The sequence below is a fragment of the Alterotamlana spongicola genome (assembly GCF_035818475.1).
Classification (GTDB): Bacteria; Bacteroidota; Bacteroidia; order Flavobacteriales; family Flavobacteriaceae; genus Cognatitamlana.
Genome location: NZ_JAYMGV010000001.1, coordinates 1,119,119 through 1,136,696 on the forward strand (window position 1 = coordinate 1,119,119; position 17,578 = coordinate 1,136,696).

General features: G+C 34.4%; 16 protein-coding genes. 9 read left to right on the forward strand and 7 right to left on the reverse strand.

Features of this window, described 5'->3' with window-relative positions:
• Positions 1–81: 81 nt before the first annotated feature.
• From VOI54_RS04945 to recA, 4 genes are all read right to left on the reverse strand, one after another.
• On the reverse strand, positions 82–1,605 hold the full coding sequence (locus VOI54_RS04945) for a porin family protein (RefSeq protein ID WP_326281609.1): 1,524 nt from the start codon (positions 1,603–1,605) through the stop codon (positions 82–84).
• The gene (locus tag VOI54_RS04950) at positions 1,605–2,150 is read right to left on the reverse strand and encodes an RNA polymerase sigma factor (protein ID WP_326281610.1); all 546 of its coding nucleotides are present in this window, start codon (positions 2,148–2,150) and stop codon (positions 1,605–1,607) included. Before VOI54_RS04950 ends, VOI54_RS04945 begins: the two co-directional genes overlap by 1 nt.
• A 30-nt stretch (positions 2,151–2,180) precedes the next feature.
• The gene (locus VOI54_RS04955) at positions 2,181–2,591 is read right to left on the reverse strand and encodes a hypothetical protein (protein WP_326281611.1); all 411 of its coding nucleotides are present in this window, start codon (positions 2,589–2,591) and stop codon (positions 2,181–2,183) included.
• Between the two features lie 108 nt (positions 2,592–2,699).
• Entirely contained in the window at positions 2,700–3,701 is a 1,002-nt protein-coding gene (gene recA, locus VOI54_RS04960) for a recombinase RecA (RefSeq protein ID WP_326281612.1), read from the reverse strand.
• Between the two features lie 358 nt (positions 3,702–4,059).
• Between recA and trhO the strand changes: the two genes are divergently transcribed.
• The 9 genes from trhO to VOI54_RS05005 all read left to right on the forward strand — a co-directional run bounded on the left by trhO (position 4,060) and on the right by VOI54_RS05005 (position 13,374).
• The gene (gene trhO, locus VOI54_RS04965; RefSeq protein ID WP_326281613.1) at positions 4,060–5,133 is read left to right on the forward strand and encodes an oxygen-dependent tRNA uridine(34) hydroxylase TrhO; all 1,074 of its coding nucleotides are present in this window, start codon (positions 4,060–4,062) and stop codon (positions 5,131–5,133) included.
• A gap of 11 nt (positions 5,134–5,144) precedes the next feature.
• On the forward strand, positions 5,145–6,389 hold the full coding sequence (locus tag VOI54_RS04970; RefSeq protein ID WP_326281614.1) for a peptidase U32 family protein: 1,245 nt from the start codon (positions 5,145–5,147) through the stop codon (positions 6,387–6,389).
• The gene (locus VOI54_RS04975) at positions 6,389–6,619 is read left to right on the forward strand and encodes a ferredoxin (RefSeq protein ID WP_326281615.1); all 231 of its coding nucleotides are present in this window, start codon (positions 6,389–6,391) and stop codon (positions 6,617–6,619) included. Before VOI54_RS04970 ends, VOI54_RS04975 begins: the two co-directional genes overlap by 1 nt.
• A 116-nt stretch (positions 6,620–6,735) precedes the next feature.
• Positions 6,736–7,986, forward strand: a complete 1,251-nt coding sequence (locus VOI54_RS04980) for a PSP1 domain-containing protein (RefSeq protein WP_326281616.1) — start codon at positions 6,736–6,738, stop codon at positions 7,984–7,986.
• Positions 7,973–8,467, forward strand: a complete 495-nt coding sequence (locus VOI54_RS04985; RefSeq protein ID WP_326281617.1) for a gliding motility lipoprotein GldH — start codon at positions 7,973–7,975, stop codon at positions 8,465–8,467. The genes VOI54_RS04980 and VOI54_RS04985 overlap by 14 nt, the downstream gene beginning before the upstream one ends.
• Before the next feature lie 63 nt (positions 8,468–8,530).
• On the forward strand, positions 8,531–10,879 hold the full coding sequence (locus VOI54_RS04990) for a penicillin-binding protein 1A (RefSeq protein WP_326281618.1): 2,349 nt from the start codon (positions 8,531–8,533) through the stop codon (positions 10,877–10,879).
• Between the two features lie 426 nt (positions 10,880–11,305).
• On the forward strand, positions 11,306–11,575 hold the full coding sequence (locus VOI54_RS04995; protein ID WP_326281619.1) for a GIY-YIG nuclease family protein: 270 nt from the start codon (positions 11,306–11,308) through the stop codon (positions 11,573–11,575).
• Positions 11,576–11,944: 369 nt separating this feature from the next.
• On the forward strand, positions 11,945–12,646 hold the full coding sequence (locus tag VOI54_RS05000; protein WP_326281620.1) for a CoA transferase subunit A: 702 nt from the start codon (positions 11,945–11,947) through the stop codon (positions 12,644–12,646).
• A 74-nt stretch (positions 12,647–12,720) separates the two neighbouring features.
• Positions 12,721–13,374 carry a 3-oxoacid CoA-transferase subunit B gene (locus VOI54_RS05005; RefSeq protein WP_326281621.1) on the forward strand — a complete coding sequence of 218 codons (654 nt, stop codon included), beginning with the start codon at positions 12,721–12,723 and terminating at the stop codon, positions 13,372–13,374.
• Positions 13,375–13,747: 373 nt separating this feature from the next.
• Here the strand turns inward: VOI54_RS05005 and VOI54_RS05010 are convergent, their stop codons facing one another.
• From VOI54_RS05010 to VOI54_RS05020, 3 genes are read right to left on the reverse strand one after another with little or no spacing between them, the layout of a single operon-like run.
• Complete coding sequence (locus VOI54_RS05010; RefSeq protein ID WP_326281622.1) at positions 13,748–15,427, reverse strand: ABC transporter ATP-binding protein; 1,680 nt, start codon at positions 15,425–15,427, stop codon at positions 13,748–13,750.
• Positions 15,428–16,141, reverse strand: coding sequence for a 3'-5' exonuclease (locus VOI54_RS05015; RefSeq protein ID WP_326281623.1), 714 nt, complete (start codon positions 16,139–16,141; stop codon positions 15,428–15,430).
• Positions 16,131–17,300 (reverse strand): serine hydrolase domain-containing protein, encoded by a 1,170-nt coding sequence (locus VOI54_RS05020; RefSeq protein ID WP_326281624.1) that lies wholly within the window; start codon positions 17,298–17,300, stop codon positions 16,131–16,133. Before VOI54_RS05020 ends, VOI54_RS05015 begins: the two co-directional genes overlap by 11 nt.
• Positions 17,301–17,578: the final 278 nt, after the last annotated feature.

Below are 17,578 nucleotides of genomic sequence, written 5' to 3' on the forward strand. Positions count from 1 at the left end.
AACTGCTCAGGGGATGAGCAGTTTCTTTGACATTGATTTTCGAGCTTAAATGAAAACCAATATCTAGATCTAACCAAAAACCTAGAATTTAATGGCAAATCCGGTATAAACACCTATAAAAAATGGTGTGAAATTACCGGAAGTATTGTTAAACGTGTTAAACTGATATTTAAACATGGGTTCTAAGTTTAAATCAATTTTCTTAGAAAACTTATAATTTAACCCAAATCCAAAATTAGCACTATAACTTGTTTTATTTAAGTTGTTATCCTCTCCTAAAAAGGTTCTGTTGCCATTGGCATTTTCAGAATAGACTCTATTATTATTCAAGAAAAAAGAACTAAACCCACCAATAACATTTACGCCCAATCTTTTTTGAGAAAGTGAATACTGAAATTCCAGGGGAATTTCTATATAACCAAAAGTTTGATTAATTGATATGTTTGAATTACTAAAAGACTCAGGGGTTTCGCTTGAATTTAAGGCTTCGCCGCTTACAAGAGAAACATTGGCATCATTATTTGATCTTGAATCTACATTTTTTAAGGCACTGCTACTGGTGTTACTAGATTGAAAAACTACCACATTGTTAGTGTTATACCCTAAATTAACCTTGTTTATACCTGAACGAATCTTAAGCTTATTATTAATAGCATAGCTGGTAGCAATACCATAACTCATGTTCACATCACCGGTTTTTGAGTTGTTATTAAATTGTTGGTCAATTGATGAACCCTTCCCTAAAGTGTTAAAGTAAACAGGCGCAGCATTTGGGGCAATACTCCACCTGTTTTGTTTTTCTTCTTCTTCAATTATAGCTTTATCTTTCTCAATGGCTTCTTCAATAGTTAATGTATTATCTTGTGTTTTGTTTTTGGCAACAGTGTTATTTGATGATGCTTTAATAATGTCTTTTGCCTGCGCTTTATCAATCAATATTTCGGTATTGCTTTCAGAATTGTTGTTTATGGGGGTGTCTGTGCTAGGTACAGTTGCAACACTGGTTTTAGAACTTTCTTCTTTAATAGGATTGATGTTTTCTTTGGGGGCTTCTATACTATTTGCAATAGCTATATCCTTTTGGATAGAATCCGTTTTACTACTTTGCGCTATAACATTTTTGTTAGGAACTGTATGCCCTTCGTTTTTATTTGTTGCGGTAGAGTGCTTTGCAATTGATGTTGGAGTCGTTTTAAGTTTTGTTATAGTTGCAGACTCAATGGTTGGATTATCATTTGAAGTTTGATTAGAAGGTATTTCGTCTAAATCATTACTAGTAGCAATGCCAGTATTAGAATCTTTTTTAACCGTGTTTAAAGGAGGTTCGATTAGATTATCATCATTTTCCTGAGAAGTATCTTTTGAATTAACTACCTCAATTTCCGGAGCGTTATCTGTGGTATTGAATACTAAAGTGCCAATAGTTAAAAGAAGCAATAACAGGGCAGCAATACCGGCATAACGCCACCAGATTGGTATAACGCGTCTTCTCTTTTTATTATTGAGTTTAGCTTCAATGTTTTTCCATACAGCATCCCCTGGAGTAGCTTCAAAATCTTTAAAGCTCTCCTGAAATAATCGGTCTATATGTTTTTTTTCACCCATTATAATAATGATTGTGAATGCCCTGTTTTATTATACTCCTCAATAGTTTGCACTAAAATATGCCTGGCTCTTGCTAAATTTGATTTTGAAGTGCCGATATTTATTTTTAGCATCTCCGCTATTTCTTTATGTGAGTATCCGTCAAGAACATACAAGTTGAAAACCAGCCTGTATCTATCAGGTAACTCCTGAATGATCTTTAACAGATAATCAATAGAAACAGCATTGTCTTCAATTTCTATTTCAACATCTTCAATGGTATTTTCATTGACCAGATCAAAAACTTTTTCACTTCTGTAGCGTTGCAATGCTGTATTAATTGTAATACGCTTTACCCAGCCTTCAAATGAACCCTTGCTTTGATACTGCTCTATTTTTTTAAAAATTGTTAAAAAAGCATCCTGCAAATTATCTTCAGCTTCTGCATGACTTCTTGAATACTTCAAGCACAAGGCAAATAACTTACTTGAAAATAGTTTGTATAATTCACCTTGTGCTTTAGTATCATTAATTTTACAATTTTCTATGAGTTGTTTTAAACTCAAGTTAAACACGTATTAATTAATACTTAAATATTATTCAACAACAGGAACTACAATTGTTAAATACTGATCTTCTCCGTTCTCGTCTTCTCCTTGCCAAAACTTAAAGATGTATGAACCATCACTGGTAACTATAAAATTTAAGGTGGCCTCGACCAATTCATCTTCAAGGTTTTCACAACTATCGTTTTCTAACACATAGTTTATAGGAGCAACCGTACGTTCATTATTTTCTTTTAAATAATAAAACTCTTTAAATCCATGACAGGTTGATGGCCTGAAATAAGAGATGGTAATAGGGTATGTTTGCCCTAGTTCAAACTCGTCAGGGATATCAACACTTTCCACAGGTAACACTTCAAAGCTATACCTGGTGTTGTCATCATCAGTGCTGCATGATACACATAGTACTAGTGCTAAGCAAAGTACAAAAAATCTTTTCATAGTAAATTAATTTAGGGTTTAATACATGTTTTGTACATGTTAGATGCTAATGAAAAGAAAAGGTTGCGCGTGAAGCAAAAAAAAATCCCGAATTAACGGGATTTTTTGTTATTTTTCTGAAACCATTGTTCTTACTTTGGTTTCAAGCTCTTCCATGAGTTCAGGATTATCTTTAATCAATGCTTTTACTGCATCCCTGCCTTGCCCCAGCTTAGTTTCGTCATAGCTAAACCAAGAACCGCTCTTTTTCACAATTTCATAGTCTACAGCTAAATCTAAAATTTCACCAACTTTTGACACACCTTCACCGTACATAATATCAAACTCAGCCATTTTAAACGGTGGAGCTACTTTGTTTTTAACCACTTTAACTCGGGTTTTGTTACCAGCAACGGTACCATCAGATTCTTTTATTTGTGTAGAACGTCTGATATCCAATCTAACAGAGGCGTAAAATTTTAAAGCATTACCCCCGGTTGTAGTTTCAGGGTTTCCAAACATCACTCCAATTTTTTCACGCAATTGGTTAATAAAAATCACGGTACAATTAGTCTTGCTTATTGATGAGGTCAGTTTTCTTAATGCTTGTGACATTAAACGTGCATGCAGCCCCATTTTAGAGTCTCCCATTTCACCTTCAATTTCGCTTTTAGGGGTTAAAGCTGCAACAGAATCTATAACAACAATATCAATAGCACCAGAACGAATTAAATTATCTGCAATTTCAAGGGCCTGCTCACCGTTATCCGGTTGTGAAATAATTAAATTATCAATATCTACACCCAGTTTTTCTGCATAAAATCTATCAAATGCATGTTCGGCATCTATAAAGGCAGCAATACCACCGGTTTTTTGTGCTTCTGCAATGGCATGCAAGGTTAACGTAGTTTTACCTGAAGATTCCGGGCCATATATTTCAATAACTCTGCCTCGAGGATAACCACCAACACCTAAAGCAATATCTAAACCTAACGAGCCCGATGAAATAGCATCTACATCTTCTATAGCGGCATCGCTCATTTTCATTACAGTGCCTTTTCCGTAGGCTTTATCCAGCTTGTCTAATGTAAGCTTTAATGCTTTTAATTTAGCGTCTTTTTCACTACTCATTTATATATTTTTTTCTGATGTTAAGCATGCTAAAATACTATATCTTTTGTCAGGATACAATAATAGTTTTCAACATTAAATTCCTAAAAAACAAGCATAGTTTTCTTTTTCTAAAAATAAATTTAAGGCTTAGACGCAACCATCTTTTATATTCTGCATCTACAAGTTAGACTAAGGAAAATTTTTTGCTTGAATCTATAAAAGAAGAATTTATTTTAGACTAACTCAAACTAAACTAAGAAAAAGGCACTTAAAGAATGTTTTAAGTGCTTTTTTTATACAATACATTGTGACAATCCTTTAAAATTGTACTTTTGCAGCTTAAAATATTCTTTTAAACCTTAAAAATTAGTATAGCATGCAACTGTACAATAAATTAAGTGCAAAAGAAAGAGCAGCGTTAATCGAGAAAGTAGGGAAGGATCGATTAACACTTTCTTTTTATCAATATGCCAAAATTGGCAATCCTCAGGAATTTAGAGATCAATTGTTTATTGTTTGGGATAAACTGGATGTTTTGGGCCGTATATATATAGCTCATGAAGGCATCAATGGACAATTATCATTACCGGCAGATCGTTTTAATGCATTTAAAGCGCACTTAGATACTATTGATTTTCTAAAAGACATTCGACTAAATATTGCTGTAGAGCAGGATAATATGTCCTTTCTGAAACTTAAAGTTAAAGTCCGTAATAAAATTGTTGCAGACGGTTTAAACGATGATGCTTTTGATGTTACTAATAAAGGCATTCATGTTGGTGCAGATACTTTTAATACACTTATTGAAGATGAGAAGACCGTTTTGGTTGATATGAGAAACCATTACGAAAGTGAAATAGGACATTTTAAAAATGCTATAACGCCGGATGTTGATACTTTTAGGGAATCCCTGGATATCATAGAAAATGATTTGAAAGATCATAAAGAAGATAAAAACCTGGTTATGTATTGCACAGGAGGTATTAGATGCGAAAAAGCCAGTGCCTATTTTAAATATAAAGGTTTTAAAAATGTATTTCAGTTAGAGGGCGGTATCATAGAATATACCAGACAGATAAAAGCACAAAATCTTGAAAATAAGTTTATTGGTAAGAATTTTGTTTTTGATGAACGCAGAGCAGAAAAAATAAGTGATGCTATCATAGCACATTGCCATCAATGCGGGACCCCTTTTGATGTGCATACCAATTGTGCCAATGATGCATGTCATTTACTATTTATACAATGTGATACCTGTAAGGAGGAAATGAATAACTGTTGTTCCACCAATTGTATGGAAATACATGCCTTACCATATGAAGAGCAGAAAGCCCTTAGAAAAGGACAGGGAAACAGTAATGATATTTTCAAAAAAGGACGCGCAGACCATTTGCCGGGCAAAAAGGATTTAAGAAACATTTTTGAAACTCTAAAAGGAGATAAGAGGTAAACATATATACTATGCAAAAGATAGAATTAATGGCACCTGCAGGAAATTTTGAATCACTTCAGGCTGCCTTAGATAACGGTGCAGATTCAGTGTATTTTGGAGTAGAACAGTTGAATATGAGAGCCAGGGCATCTATAAACTTTACCTTAGATGACTTACCGGAAATATCTAAACGCTGTAAGGCTAAAAACGTAAGAAGCTATTTGACTTTAAATACTATTGTTTATGATCATGATTTATCCATAGTAAAAACCTTGGTTAAAAAAGCAAAGGAAGCTGATATTACGGCAGTAATTGCTATGGATCAGGCGGTTATTGCTATGGCCAGGGAAGCTCAAATGGAGGTGCATATTTCAACACAAATCAATATTACAAATATTGAAACAGTGAAGTTTTATGCTATGTTCGCTGATACCATGGTGTTAAGTCGTGAGTTGAGTTTACGCCAGGTAAAAAAAATTACAGAGCAGATTGAAAAAGAACAAATAAAAGGGCCTTCAGGAAACCTTGTTGAAATAGAGATTTTTGGTCATGGGGCACTTTGTATGGCTGTTTCGGGGAAATGCTATATGAGTTTGCATTCTCAAAACTCATCAGCAAATAGAGGGGCATGTAAGCAAAACTGCCGAAAAAAATATACGGTTATAGATCAGGAAACCGGTTTTGAAATGGAGTTGGATAATGAGTATATAATGTCCCCCAAAGATTTATGTACCATTGATTTTTTAGATGAGGTTGTAGATGCGGGCATTAAAGTTCTAAAAATTGAAGGCAGAGGTAGAGCACCGGAATATGTTGCAAAGGTTATAACATGTTATCGGGAGGCTGTTGATAGTATTGAAAATGGTACGTATAGTAAAGATGAGGTCATATCCTGGATGCAAACTTTAGAAACTGTTTATAACAGAGGGTTTTGGAGTGGGTATTATTTGGGGCAAAAATTGGGAGAGTGGAGTAAAGGTTCAGGGTCTCATGCCACACAGAAGAAAGTTTATATAGGTAAAGGCACACATTTCTTTCCAAAAGCTATGGTAGGTGAATTTAAAATTGAGGCCTATAACATTAATGTTGGCGATACTATTTTGATAACGGGACCAACTACCGGAGCTCAGGAGTTGGTGGTTGAGGAGTTGTTGGTCAATGATCAGAAGTTAAGCGAAGGAACAAAAGGGGATATGGTAACCATAAAACTACCATTTAGAATTCGTCAATCAGATAAGCTTTACAAAATTGTTGAACATAAAGTAGAAGCGTAATGGTAGTTGTTACATTACAGCGAAATAAGTGTATTGGGTGCAATTACTGTGTGGAATTGGCACCAAGTCAGTTTCAAATGTCTAAAAAAGATGGTAAATCGGTATTGCTGCATTCCAATGATAAAAAAGGCTTTTTTACTTTAAAATCTAATGACGATTTAATTTTTGATGAATGTGACAATGCTGCAAAAGCCTGTCCTGTAAAGATTATAACGGTAAAACAGGTTTAACTAATTAAAATAGTCCTTTTTAAGTCCTGATAATAATCATATATTTACAGATTAGAAAACAGGTATGAATCTCCATTCGTAATAATCTAATTATTAACGAATTCAATATATAAAATATGGCTTGCGCAAGTTGCTCAACTAAAGACGGCTCCCCAAAGGGCTGCAAAAATAATGGTACTTGTGGGACAGATAGTTGCAATAAACTAACGGTGTTTGATTGGTTGGCTAATATGTCTCTTCCAAACGGTGAAAATCCTTTTAATTGGGTTGAAGTACGTTATAAAAATGGAAGAAAAGAGTATTACCACAACACAGAAAACCTCACCTTAAGTATAGGAGATATAGTTGCAACACAGGCTAAAGCAGGGCATGATATAGGTATGGTTACCCTTACGGGGGAATTGGTGCGTGTTCAAATGAAACGTAAAAATATACCTGACTCAATTGACGAATCCTTAAAAGTTTACAGAAAAGCAAGCCAAAAAGATATTGATGTTTGGCAGACAGCACGTGATAAAGAAGAACCCATGAAGGTTAAAGCACGTCAATTTGCTATTGATTTGAACTTGCAGATGAAAATTTCTGATATTGAATTTCAAGGTGATGCCAGTAAAGCTACATTTTATTATACAGCAGAAGAACGGGTAGATTTTCGTGAACTGATCAAAGTTTTTGCAAGAGAGTTTAGAACCCGAATTGAAATGAGACAAGTTGGGTTTAGACAGGAAGCTGCCAGACTTGGTGGTATTGGATCTTGCGGTCGGGAATTATGTTGTTCAACCTGGTTAACAGATTTTCGTTCAGTAAGTACTTCGGCAGCACGCTATCAGCAATTATCATTAAACCCACAAAAATTGGCCGGACAATGTGGAAAGCTAAAATGTTGTTTAAACTATGAGTTAGATACTTATCTTGATGCCTTAAAAAATTTCCCAAAAACAGATACTAAGCTTTATACAGAAAAAGGAACAGCAGTTTGCCAAAAAACAGATATTTTTAAAGGACATATGTGGTATGCTTATGAAGGCGAATGGATGAATTGGCATAAAATAACTGCAGACCAAGCTAATGAAATTATTGAATTAAATAAGCAAAAGAAGAAAATTACCAGTCTGGAGGAATACGCTTTAGACCTGGCAGAAGATACTAAAGCAGAGTTTGAAAACGTTGTAGGTCAAGATAGTTTAACACGTTTTGATAGTCCAAAACGGAATAAAAAACGTAGAAATAATAAAAGGAAGGGACATCAGGGTAATAAAAATACAGCATCAAACAAAAATGCGACACCAAACAAAAATCCAAACCAAAAGAATAAAAACAGAAACAACAGAAGAAAACCTCAAAATAATAAAAATGCTTCAAAATAGAGTTTTGTTATTTTTTTTAATGAGTTCTTTTGTTTTAGCATCATCCTGTGATTCTAATCGTGTGTTTGATGACTATAAACCTGTATCAAATAAGTGGCATAAGGATTCAGTAGTTAGTTTTAAAATTAACCCACCAGATTCTATCAATGCCTATAACCTGTTTGTTAATTTAAGAAATACCAATGCTTATAAATACAATAATTTATTCCTGATTGTTGAAATGGTTTTCCCTCATGGTAAAACAATAAAAGATACTTTAGAGTATAGAATGGCTGAGCCCAGCGGAAAGCTTTTAGGAACAGGCTATACTGACGTTAAGGAGAATAAACTATGGTATAAAGAACAGGTGGTTTTTAAAGAAGCAGGAACGTATACGGTTAACATTCAGCACGCCATGAGAGAACAAGGTAAGGTTAATGGCGTTATAGAGTTAGAAGGTGTAACAGATGTAGGTTTTAGAATTGAAAATATTAGTAATTAAAAAGTTTTATTGAGTGATTTTGTTAATACGAAATACAATCAAGATATATTAATACACTAGTACATGGCAAATGCAAAAAAAATAACAAAGGCAGTTCAAGACTTTTCAAAATACATTCGTTGGTTTTGGATACTATTTGCAGTTGGAATAGTATCTGTACTGCTATTATTTTTATTAGCTTCATGGGGGGCTTTTGGTGAGATGCCCGATCATACGGTTTTAGAAAACCCCAGAACAAATCTGGCTACAGAGATTATTTCTTCCGATGGGCAAACATTAGGAAAGTTTTATTTTAATGATAACCGAACCCCAGTAAGTTATGATGAATTGCCACAGCATTTAGTTGATGCTTTAGTGGCCACTGAAGATGCACGTTTTCATGATCACTCCGGGATTGATGCTAGGGGAACGGTAAGAGCTTTTGTTTTTCTTGGAAAAAGGGGAGGAGCCAGTACTATTTCACAACAATTGGCTAGACAATTATTTATCGGAGTAAGAGATAAAGAAAGTACAACCAGTGCCATTTTACAAAAGATACAAGAATGGGTTTTATCAATTAGGTTAGAACGTCAATATACTAAAGAAGAGATTATAGCCCAATACTTTAATATATATGACTTCCTAAATAATGCTGATGGTATTAGAAGTGCAGCTCGAATTTATTTTGGAAAAGAACCTAAAGATTTATCGTTGAAAGAATCTGCTATGTTAGTGGGCATGTTTAAAAACTCAGCATTGTATAATCCTTTAAGGAATCCTGTGGGAGTAAAAAACAGAAGGAATGTAGTGTTGGCTCAAATGTATAAATATGAATACATTGATGAGACAACAAAAGATTCACTTCAGCAAACAGAGTTAGATATTAAATATACACCAGAATCACACCGTGAAGGGATTGCAACTTATTTTAGAGGATATTTAGATGGGTTTATGAAAGATTGGATAAAAGATAACCCAAAACCAGATGGATCTAAATACAATTTATATAATGATGGGTTGAAGATATTTACAACTATAGATTCGCGTATGCAAAAGTATGCAGAAGATGCCGTACAACAGCATATGCCCAGGTTACAAGCTGAATTTTTTAATCAAAATACACCAAAACGTAATCCAACAGCTCCGTTTTTAGATCTTACAAAGGGTGCAATAGATACCTTATTATGGCGTTCAATGCGGCAATCAGAGCGATGGAGGCATATGAAATATGATTTAAAAAAGCCTAACAAAGAAATAGAAGAATCGTTTTATAAGCCTGTTAAGATGTCTGTTTTTACATGGAAAGATGGTAAGCCTTCAGAAATTGATACCATTTTAAAGCCTATTGATTCTATGCGTTATTACAAGTCTTTTTTAAGAACCGGAATGATGTCTATGAATCCGCAAACAGGTCATGTAAAAGCCTGGGTAGGAGGTATGAACTACAGACATTTTCAATATGATATGGTAAAACAGGGAAAGCGACAAATAGGTTCCACATTTAAGCCTTTTGTTTATACCGCTGCTATTGATCAATTGCATTATTCGCCTTGTGATGAATTTCCAGATACGCCCTTTTGTATTGAAGCCAATAAGTTTGGAAATCCTGAAGAATGGTGCCCTAAAAACTCCGGTGGAGAAAATGATTATGGAGGGACTAGAACCTTAAAAAATGCATTAGCAAATTCTGTAAATACGATAACAGCCAGGTTAATAGATAAAGTTGATCCGCAAACGGTTGTGGATTTAGCAGAAAAACTGGGGATAGAATCTGATATGTTACCAGTACCATCCATAGCTTTGGGAACACCTGATATTAGTGTGTATGAAATGGTTGGCGCCTATGCTACATTTGCTAATCAGGGTGTGTATACCAAGCCGGTAATGGTGACTAGAATTGAAGATAAAAATGGAACCTTGTTATATCAATTTAAACCGGAAACACGAGATGTTTTAAGTGCCGAAACAGCCTATGTAACGGTTAAGCTTATGGAAGGTGTGACCGAAGGAGGGTCAGGAACCAGATTAAGGCATTCCTATGCGAAAAACAGAACCGATTATAAAGAAATTATTACAGGTTATCCTTATGAGTTTAAAAACCCAATAGCAGGAAAAACAGGAACCACTCAAAACCAAAGTGACGGATGGTTTATGGGCATGGTACCAAATTTAGTAACCGGTGTTTGGGTAGGCGGTGAAGAAAGAGCTGTTCATTTTAAAACCATTACCTATGGTCAGGGTGCATCAATGGCATTGCCTATTTGGGGGTTATATATGAAAAGTTGTTATGCTGATGAAGATTTAAACATCTCTAAGGAAGAGTTTGTTGAGCCCAAAGAATTGTCCATTAATGTAGATTGTACTAAGGTTATTGATAATACTGCTGATGACAATCCTATTGAGGATGATGTTCCGGACGATTTGGAGTTTTAGAGTATTAATAATAAGTAAACGTATAAAATATAAAAGCCATTCTATCTTAGAGTGGCTTTTTTGTATGTCATTCAGAGCATATTGTCATTCTGAACGCAGTGAAGAATCTAAAAAGAAACTCACTCACTTTTAATGTGTTATAGTCTTTTAAATTAAGCTTGGCTAGACTGAGATTCTTCGGTCATTCCTCTCTCAGAATGACAAACTATTTATTTGGAATACTATGTCATTCAGAGCATAGCGAAGAATCTAACATTAGTAGTTTCGATTTAACTTGAGATCTTTGAAGATATTATCAGAATTAAGATTCGAATGACAAAGTGCTTGTTTGAACTATCCTGTCATTCAGAGTGTAGCGAAGAATCTACTTTCATAGCAAAAAGGTTATTAAGAACAATATGGAAAATCTTATTACATTTATATCAAATGAAAACTAAAGGCACACATAGTTATTACGTCTACATACTCACCAATAAAAATAAAACCGTGCTTTATGCAGGTGTAACAAATAATCTCAAAGAGCGTTTATCTTTTCATCAAAATCCTGAACCGTTTTCCAAAGCTTTTACTTGGTTTATTATGAGCATTTTTTTGAAATTGAAGAGACTATTAAAAGAGAAAAACAAATTAAAGGGTGGAGTAGGAAAAAGAAAGAGAACCTTATTACAAATTTTAACACTTTCTGGTCCTTTTTAAATGATAAAATATAAAGATTCTTCGGTCGTAACCTCCCTCTGAATGACAATCTTTTGTTTAAGTGTACTATGTATGTCATTCAGAGCATTGCTGAAAACAAAATATATTTAGTTTGAAGGTAGCTGGCAAAGCTAGTCGAAGAATTTAAATAAGCAATGCCAATAAAAACAAATTAAAAATAAGTGTTGAAATAGGAAATAGGCATTGGTCTATGGTTTTAATTCGACTTGAACATTCTTAAATGATATTATCTGAATAAAGATTCTTCAGTCGTAGCCTCCTTCTGAATGACAAATGTTTTTTATTTGTCATTAATTTCAACTTATCATTGAATTATTCGTAATTTTATAACGCAAAAACTGAATAATAATGATAAATAAAAAAGTTGCTCATGTTAAAGAAGCACTCAAAGGTGTTTCTGATAATATGACTTTAATGTTAGGGGGCTTTGGACTAAGCGGAATTCCGGAAAATTCAATTGCAGAGTTAGTTGATCTTGGTGTTTCCGGGTTGACCTGTATTTCAAACAATGCCGGTGTAGATGATTTTGGATTAGGCTTATTGCTTCAAAAAAAGCAGATCAAAAAAATGGTGTCTTCTTATGTAGGAGAGAATGATGAATTTGAGCGTCAAATGCTTTCGGGCGAATTGGATGTAGAACTCATCCCTCAAGGCACACTGGCAGAACGCTGTAGAGCGGCACAAGCAGGATTTCCAGCGGTGTATACCCCGGCGGGTTATGGAACTGAGGTTGCAGAAGGTAAAGAAACCAGAGAATTTGACGGAAAAATGTATGTTCTGGAATATGCCTTTAAAGCAGATTTTGCTTTTGTAAAAGCCTGGAAAGGCGATGAAGCCGGAAACCTGATCTTCAAAGGAACTGCCAGAAATTTTAACCCCAATATGTGTGGTGCTGCAAAAATAACAGTTGCCGAAGTGGAAGAGTTGGTTCCTCTTGGAACATTAGATCCCAACCAAATTCACATTCCCGGAATTTTTGTACAGCGTATTTTTCAGGGAGAAGTGTACGAAAAACGTATTGAACAACGTACGGTGAGATCAAAAAGTTAAAAATTAAAAGTATTTAAAGTGTGCTTAAGTTTAACTTCAAATACTTTTGGCACTTCTAACTTAAAACTTATAATATGTTAGATAAAAACGGAATAGCACAACGAATAGCAAAAGAAGTACAAGATGGCTATTATGTCAACCTGGGAATAGGGATACCAACTTTAGTGGCCAACTACGTGAGGCATGATATAGAAGTGGAATTTCAAAGTGAGAATGGGGTATTAGGGATGGGGCCTTTCCCTTTTGAAGGCGAAGAGGATGCTGATATTATTAATGCTGGAAAACAAACTATTACAACATTACCGGGAGCTAGTTTTTTTGATTCGGCTATGAGTTTTTCAATGATAAGAGGGCAGCATGTAGACCTAACCATTTTAGGAGCTATGGAAGTTGCTGAAAATGGCGATATATCTAATTGGAAAATACCAGGCCGTATGGTAAAAGGTATGGGGGGAGCAATGGATTTAGTAGCCAGTGCTGAAAATATTATTGTAGCTATGATGCACACAAACAAAAGGGGCGCATCCAAGCTTCTTAAGGCATGTACTTTACCTTTAACGGGGGTAGGATGCGTTAAAAAAATTGTAACCAATCTTGCGGTTATTGAAGTTACTGATAAAGGATTTAAGCTATTGGAACGGGCTCCCGGAGTTTCAGTTGAGGACATAAAAAATGCTACTGAAGGGGCCTTAATTGTTGAAGGAGATATCCCGGAAATGAATCTGTAAAAACCGAGGTCTATAACTTGATCGATAAAGTATCGATGAAATGTTAAATAAAAATGCATTTCATCGATTTTTTATGTTTTTAAACGAATATTCGAAAAATATATTTGATATTAGCAGTCCCCAAAAAAACCAAATTAATATATAGATTCCCCAAATCTATCATAAATTTTAAAACTATGAATATTGCAACAAATCTACCTGAACGACCTACTGATGATGAAAGCAAATTCAAAGAAACTTTAAAAGAAAATTTGCAGTTTTTAAGAAGTTTGTTTTATTTAACAAAAAAGGTTTTCATGCTTTAGCCTAATACTAAGTGCATGATTAAATAATTAACGTCGTTTAGAACAATAAGTTTTAAATGACGTTTTTTTTAGATCCCTTTTGGGATTGCTTCTATTAATTTTTTGGTATAATCTTTTTTAGGGTTACTATAGATCACATCAGCATCGTCCAGTTCCTCAATCTTTCCTTTATTCATAACCAACAATTGATCTGACATGTATTTTACCACAGCTAAATCATGTGATATAAAAATATAAGTAAATCCAAAATCTTCTTTTAAAGAGTTTAGCAGGTTTAATACTTGGGCTTGAACAGAAATATCTAAGGCCGATACAGATTCATCACAAACTATTAATTTTGGTTGTAAAGCAATGGTTCTGGCTATACCTATACGTTGTCTTTGTCCACCAGAAAACTCATGTGGGTATCTGTTAAAATAATCTGCAGATAACCCTACTTTGTTTAAAATATCTATAACTTTTTCTTTGCGTTCTAAATCAGAATTATAAAGATTATGAACTTTCATAGGTTCTAAAATAGCCAATCCAACTGGTGTTCTGGGGTTTAGTGAAGAATAAGGGTCTTGAAAAATAATCTGAATATCTTTTCTGATTTTTCTGATTTCTGATTTAGATAAGTTAGTAATATCAATACCATGATATAAAACTTGACCAGCGGTGGCTTTATCTAACTGTAAAATGGCGTTCCCTAAGGTAGATTTTCCACAACCAGACTCCCCAACAAGCCCTAAAGTTTCCCCTTCATAGAGTTTAAAACTAACATCATTAACAGCCTTAAAAGATTTTGCTTTGGTAAATAAACCAGCTTTTGAAAGGTATTCTTTTTCAACATTAATAACCTCTAATAATGGTGGTTTATTGTAGAGTTGTTTGTGGGTTTTATGGCGCTGCTCAGACGTAACTATTTCATTAGAAATATTATCATTTAAAAAATCTTGTATAGTGGGCAATATTTTTAATCTGCTGTCTAAAGACGGCCTGGAGTTTATTAAGGCCTTGGTGTAATTATGTTCAGGATTTTTAAATATATCTGTAACTAAACCTTGTTCTACAATATTACCCTTATACATAACCAAAACACGATGAGCAATTTCAGAAATTAAGGCTAAGTCATGTGTGATAAAAATGATACTCATTTTGGTTTCGGCCTGTAAAGCTTTTAAAAGCTCAATAATGTCTTTTTGAACGGTAACGTCTAAGGCTGTAGTTGGTTCGTCAGCAATTAAGATGTCCGGTTTGCAGGCTATGGCCATGGCAATCATAACCCGTTGTTTCTGACCGCCTGATAGTTCATGTGGATAGGCTTTAAAAATACGTTCGGGGTTAGGTAGTTTTACTTTCTCAAAAAGAGATATGGATTCAGCTTTGGCTTCGCTTTTTGTGAACTCTGTATGTTGTGATAGGATTTCCAATACTTGTTTTCCACAGGTCATAGAAGGGTTTAAAGAGCTCATGGGCTCCTGGAAAATCATAGCTATTTTATTGCCTCTGATGTTTTGAAAAGCTTGTGAAGAAAGCAAGGTTAAATCTTCATTTTCAAAAGAGATTGAACCGGTATTGATTTTTGAAATTTTCTTTGGAAGCAATCCTAAAATGGCCAGGGAAGACACGGATTTCCCAGAACCGGATTCGCCTACAATACCTAATATTTCATCGCTGTTTAAATGATAAGAAATACCATGAATAACGTCATTATCTCCAAATGAAATGGACAAATCCTTGATTCTTAATATGGGGTTTTCAGTCATTTAGATATGAATAATTTCATCATCAGTTAAAAGATCATCACCTCTTAATCGCAAAAATATCTGAGCTACAGCAATGGTATCTTTTTCGCAGTAGATGATGATACGGTCAATGTCCTGGTCTTCATAATACACCCTATACACTTCACTGCCGTCAATATCATCTTTAGGAGATGGTATACCTAGAACATTAGTGAGTAATTTTAATGAGGTATAGGTTTTGTAATCACCAAATTTCCACAATTCAAGTGTGTCTAAATGCGGAACCTCCCAGGGTTTTTTCCCAAAAAGATTGAGTTTGTAAGGCAGTTCTATGTTGTTAATTATCATACGGCGAGCAATGTACGGAAAGTCAAATTCCTTACCGTTATGCGCACAAAGCAAATGTTTGGTTTGACTAAAATGGGAAATCAATAAGTTTTTAAAATCTTTTAAAATTTTAATTTCATCACCAAAAAAAGATGTGGTTCTAAAGACTCTTAGGTCATTCTGAATGTTAAAATACCCCACAGAAATACAAACTATCTTTCCAAATTCTGCCCAAATGCCGGCCCGTTCATAAAATTCTTCAGCCGTATAGTCCTCTTTACGTTGATATAGCGATTTTTGCTCCCAAAGGGATTGTTTGGTTTTATCTAGGTCTGAAAAGTGTGGAGTTTCAGGAACCGTTTCAATGTCCAGAAATAATATGTCTTCTAAATTAAGTTTAGAGATCATAATCTAACATTTTATAACCCTCTTTAATATAAGCAAAAATATCTGAAGTAAAAGGCCCAACAAAAGCTCCTGACACTTTATCTTTTCCTTTTGAGTGACCAAGCCTTACAATAATAATATTATCATTTGGCTCTACAATAACATATTGACCAAGGTGGCCGCGCATCATAAAAAATTGCTTATTACCAATATTCTTTAGCCACCATCCATAGCCATATTCTGGATTTTTAGCAAAACGTGGTTTTAAAGATTTTGCTATAAAAGTGGAATCTAAAAGCTGCTTTCCTTTCCATTTTCCATGATCTTTATATAATTTACCAAATCTGGCAAAATCTTTAGCGTTACTGGCTATACAACAATATGCTTTTACCAGGTCGTGTCCTTTACTATCTACTTGCCATAGGGTAGGGTTTTCACATCCCAGAGGTTTCCAAAAGCTTTCGGTTAAATAATCATAAAGTTTTTTCCCGGTGGCTTTTTCAATAACCATAGCCAGCATTTGTGTATCTCCACTGGAATATTTAAAGTTTTTTCCCGGTTCATCAACCACCTTAAGCCCCAGCATAACTTTTTCCAGGTCATCATCAAAATAGGCACGGGTTACAATTGAAAACGGGGAATAGTATCTTTCATCCCAGGAAGTTCCGGAGGCCATGCTGGATAAATCACCAACGGTCATTTTAGCCGATAAGCCTTCATTAAAAGTTGGTAAAAAATCACTAACAGGCTGATCTAGACTCTTTATATACCCATCCTCAATGGCTTTTCCTAAGAGGCCTGAAACATAACTTTTAGCCATTGAGAATGAATTTGACCTGGAATTTTCACTAAAGCCATCATAGTAATTCTCAAACCAAATACTGTCATTTTTTATAATGACATAGGCAATGGAGCCATTAGTTTTGTTAATAGAATCCAAGCCTTTGGTTTCTTTAACAGTATTGTAATTTTTATGATTTGGCCAGGGCTGAGGACTATCATTTTCAATAGTTTGATTGTCAAAATATTTATAATCTTCTAAAAAAGCGGTGGTATGTCCCTTTAAGTAAATAGTTCTAACTGCTTTTATAAGGTAATCGGTATCTGTTATATAGAGCCCTAAAACTGTTAGCCCTAATACAATGACTACCCATTTAGCAAGTTTTTTAAGGAATTTCATAATTAAGATATTTAGGCGAACTAAATATAATAATTAAAATGCTATCGTAAGATTTAGCCTTCTCAATTTTCAAAAATAGATTCAAGAATAATTTTTAAGCCCCAATTCAAACTATCCCGGGCTTCAATATTGGATACATTACAAACATCTTTTGAGACAGAAATCTCATAAAATGAAACATACTATCACAAAATGAGTGAATATTCATAGCAAAAGGGTTTAGACGATTTTTTGAAACTTTAGATATCCCTGTTGATTTAGAGAATTCTCAAAGAGAG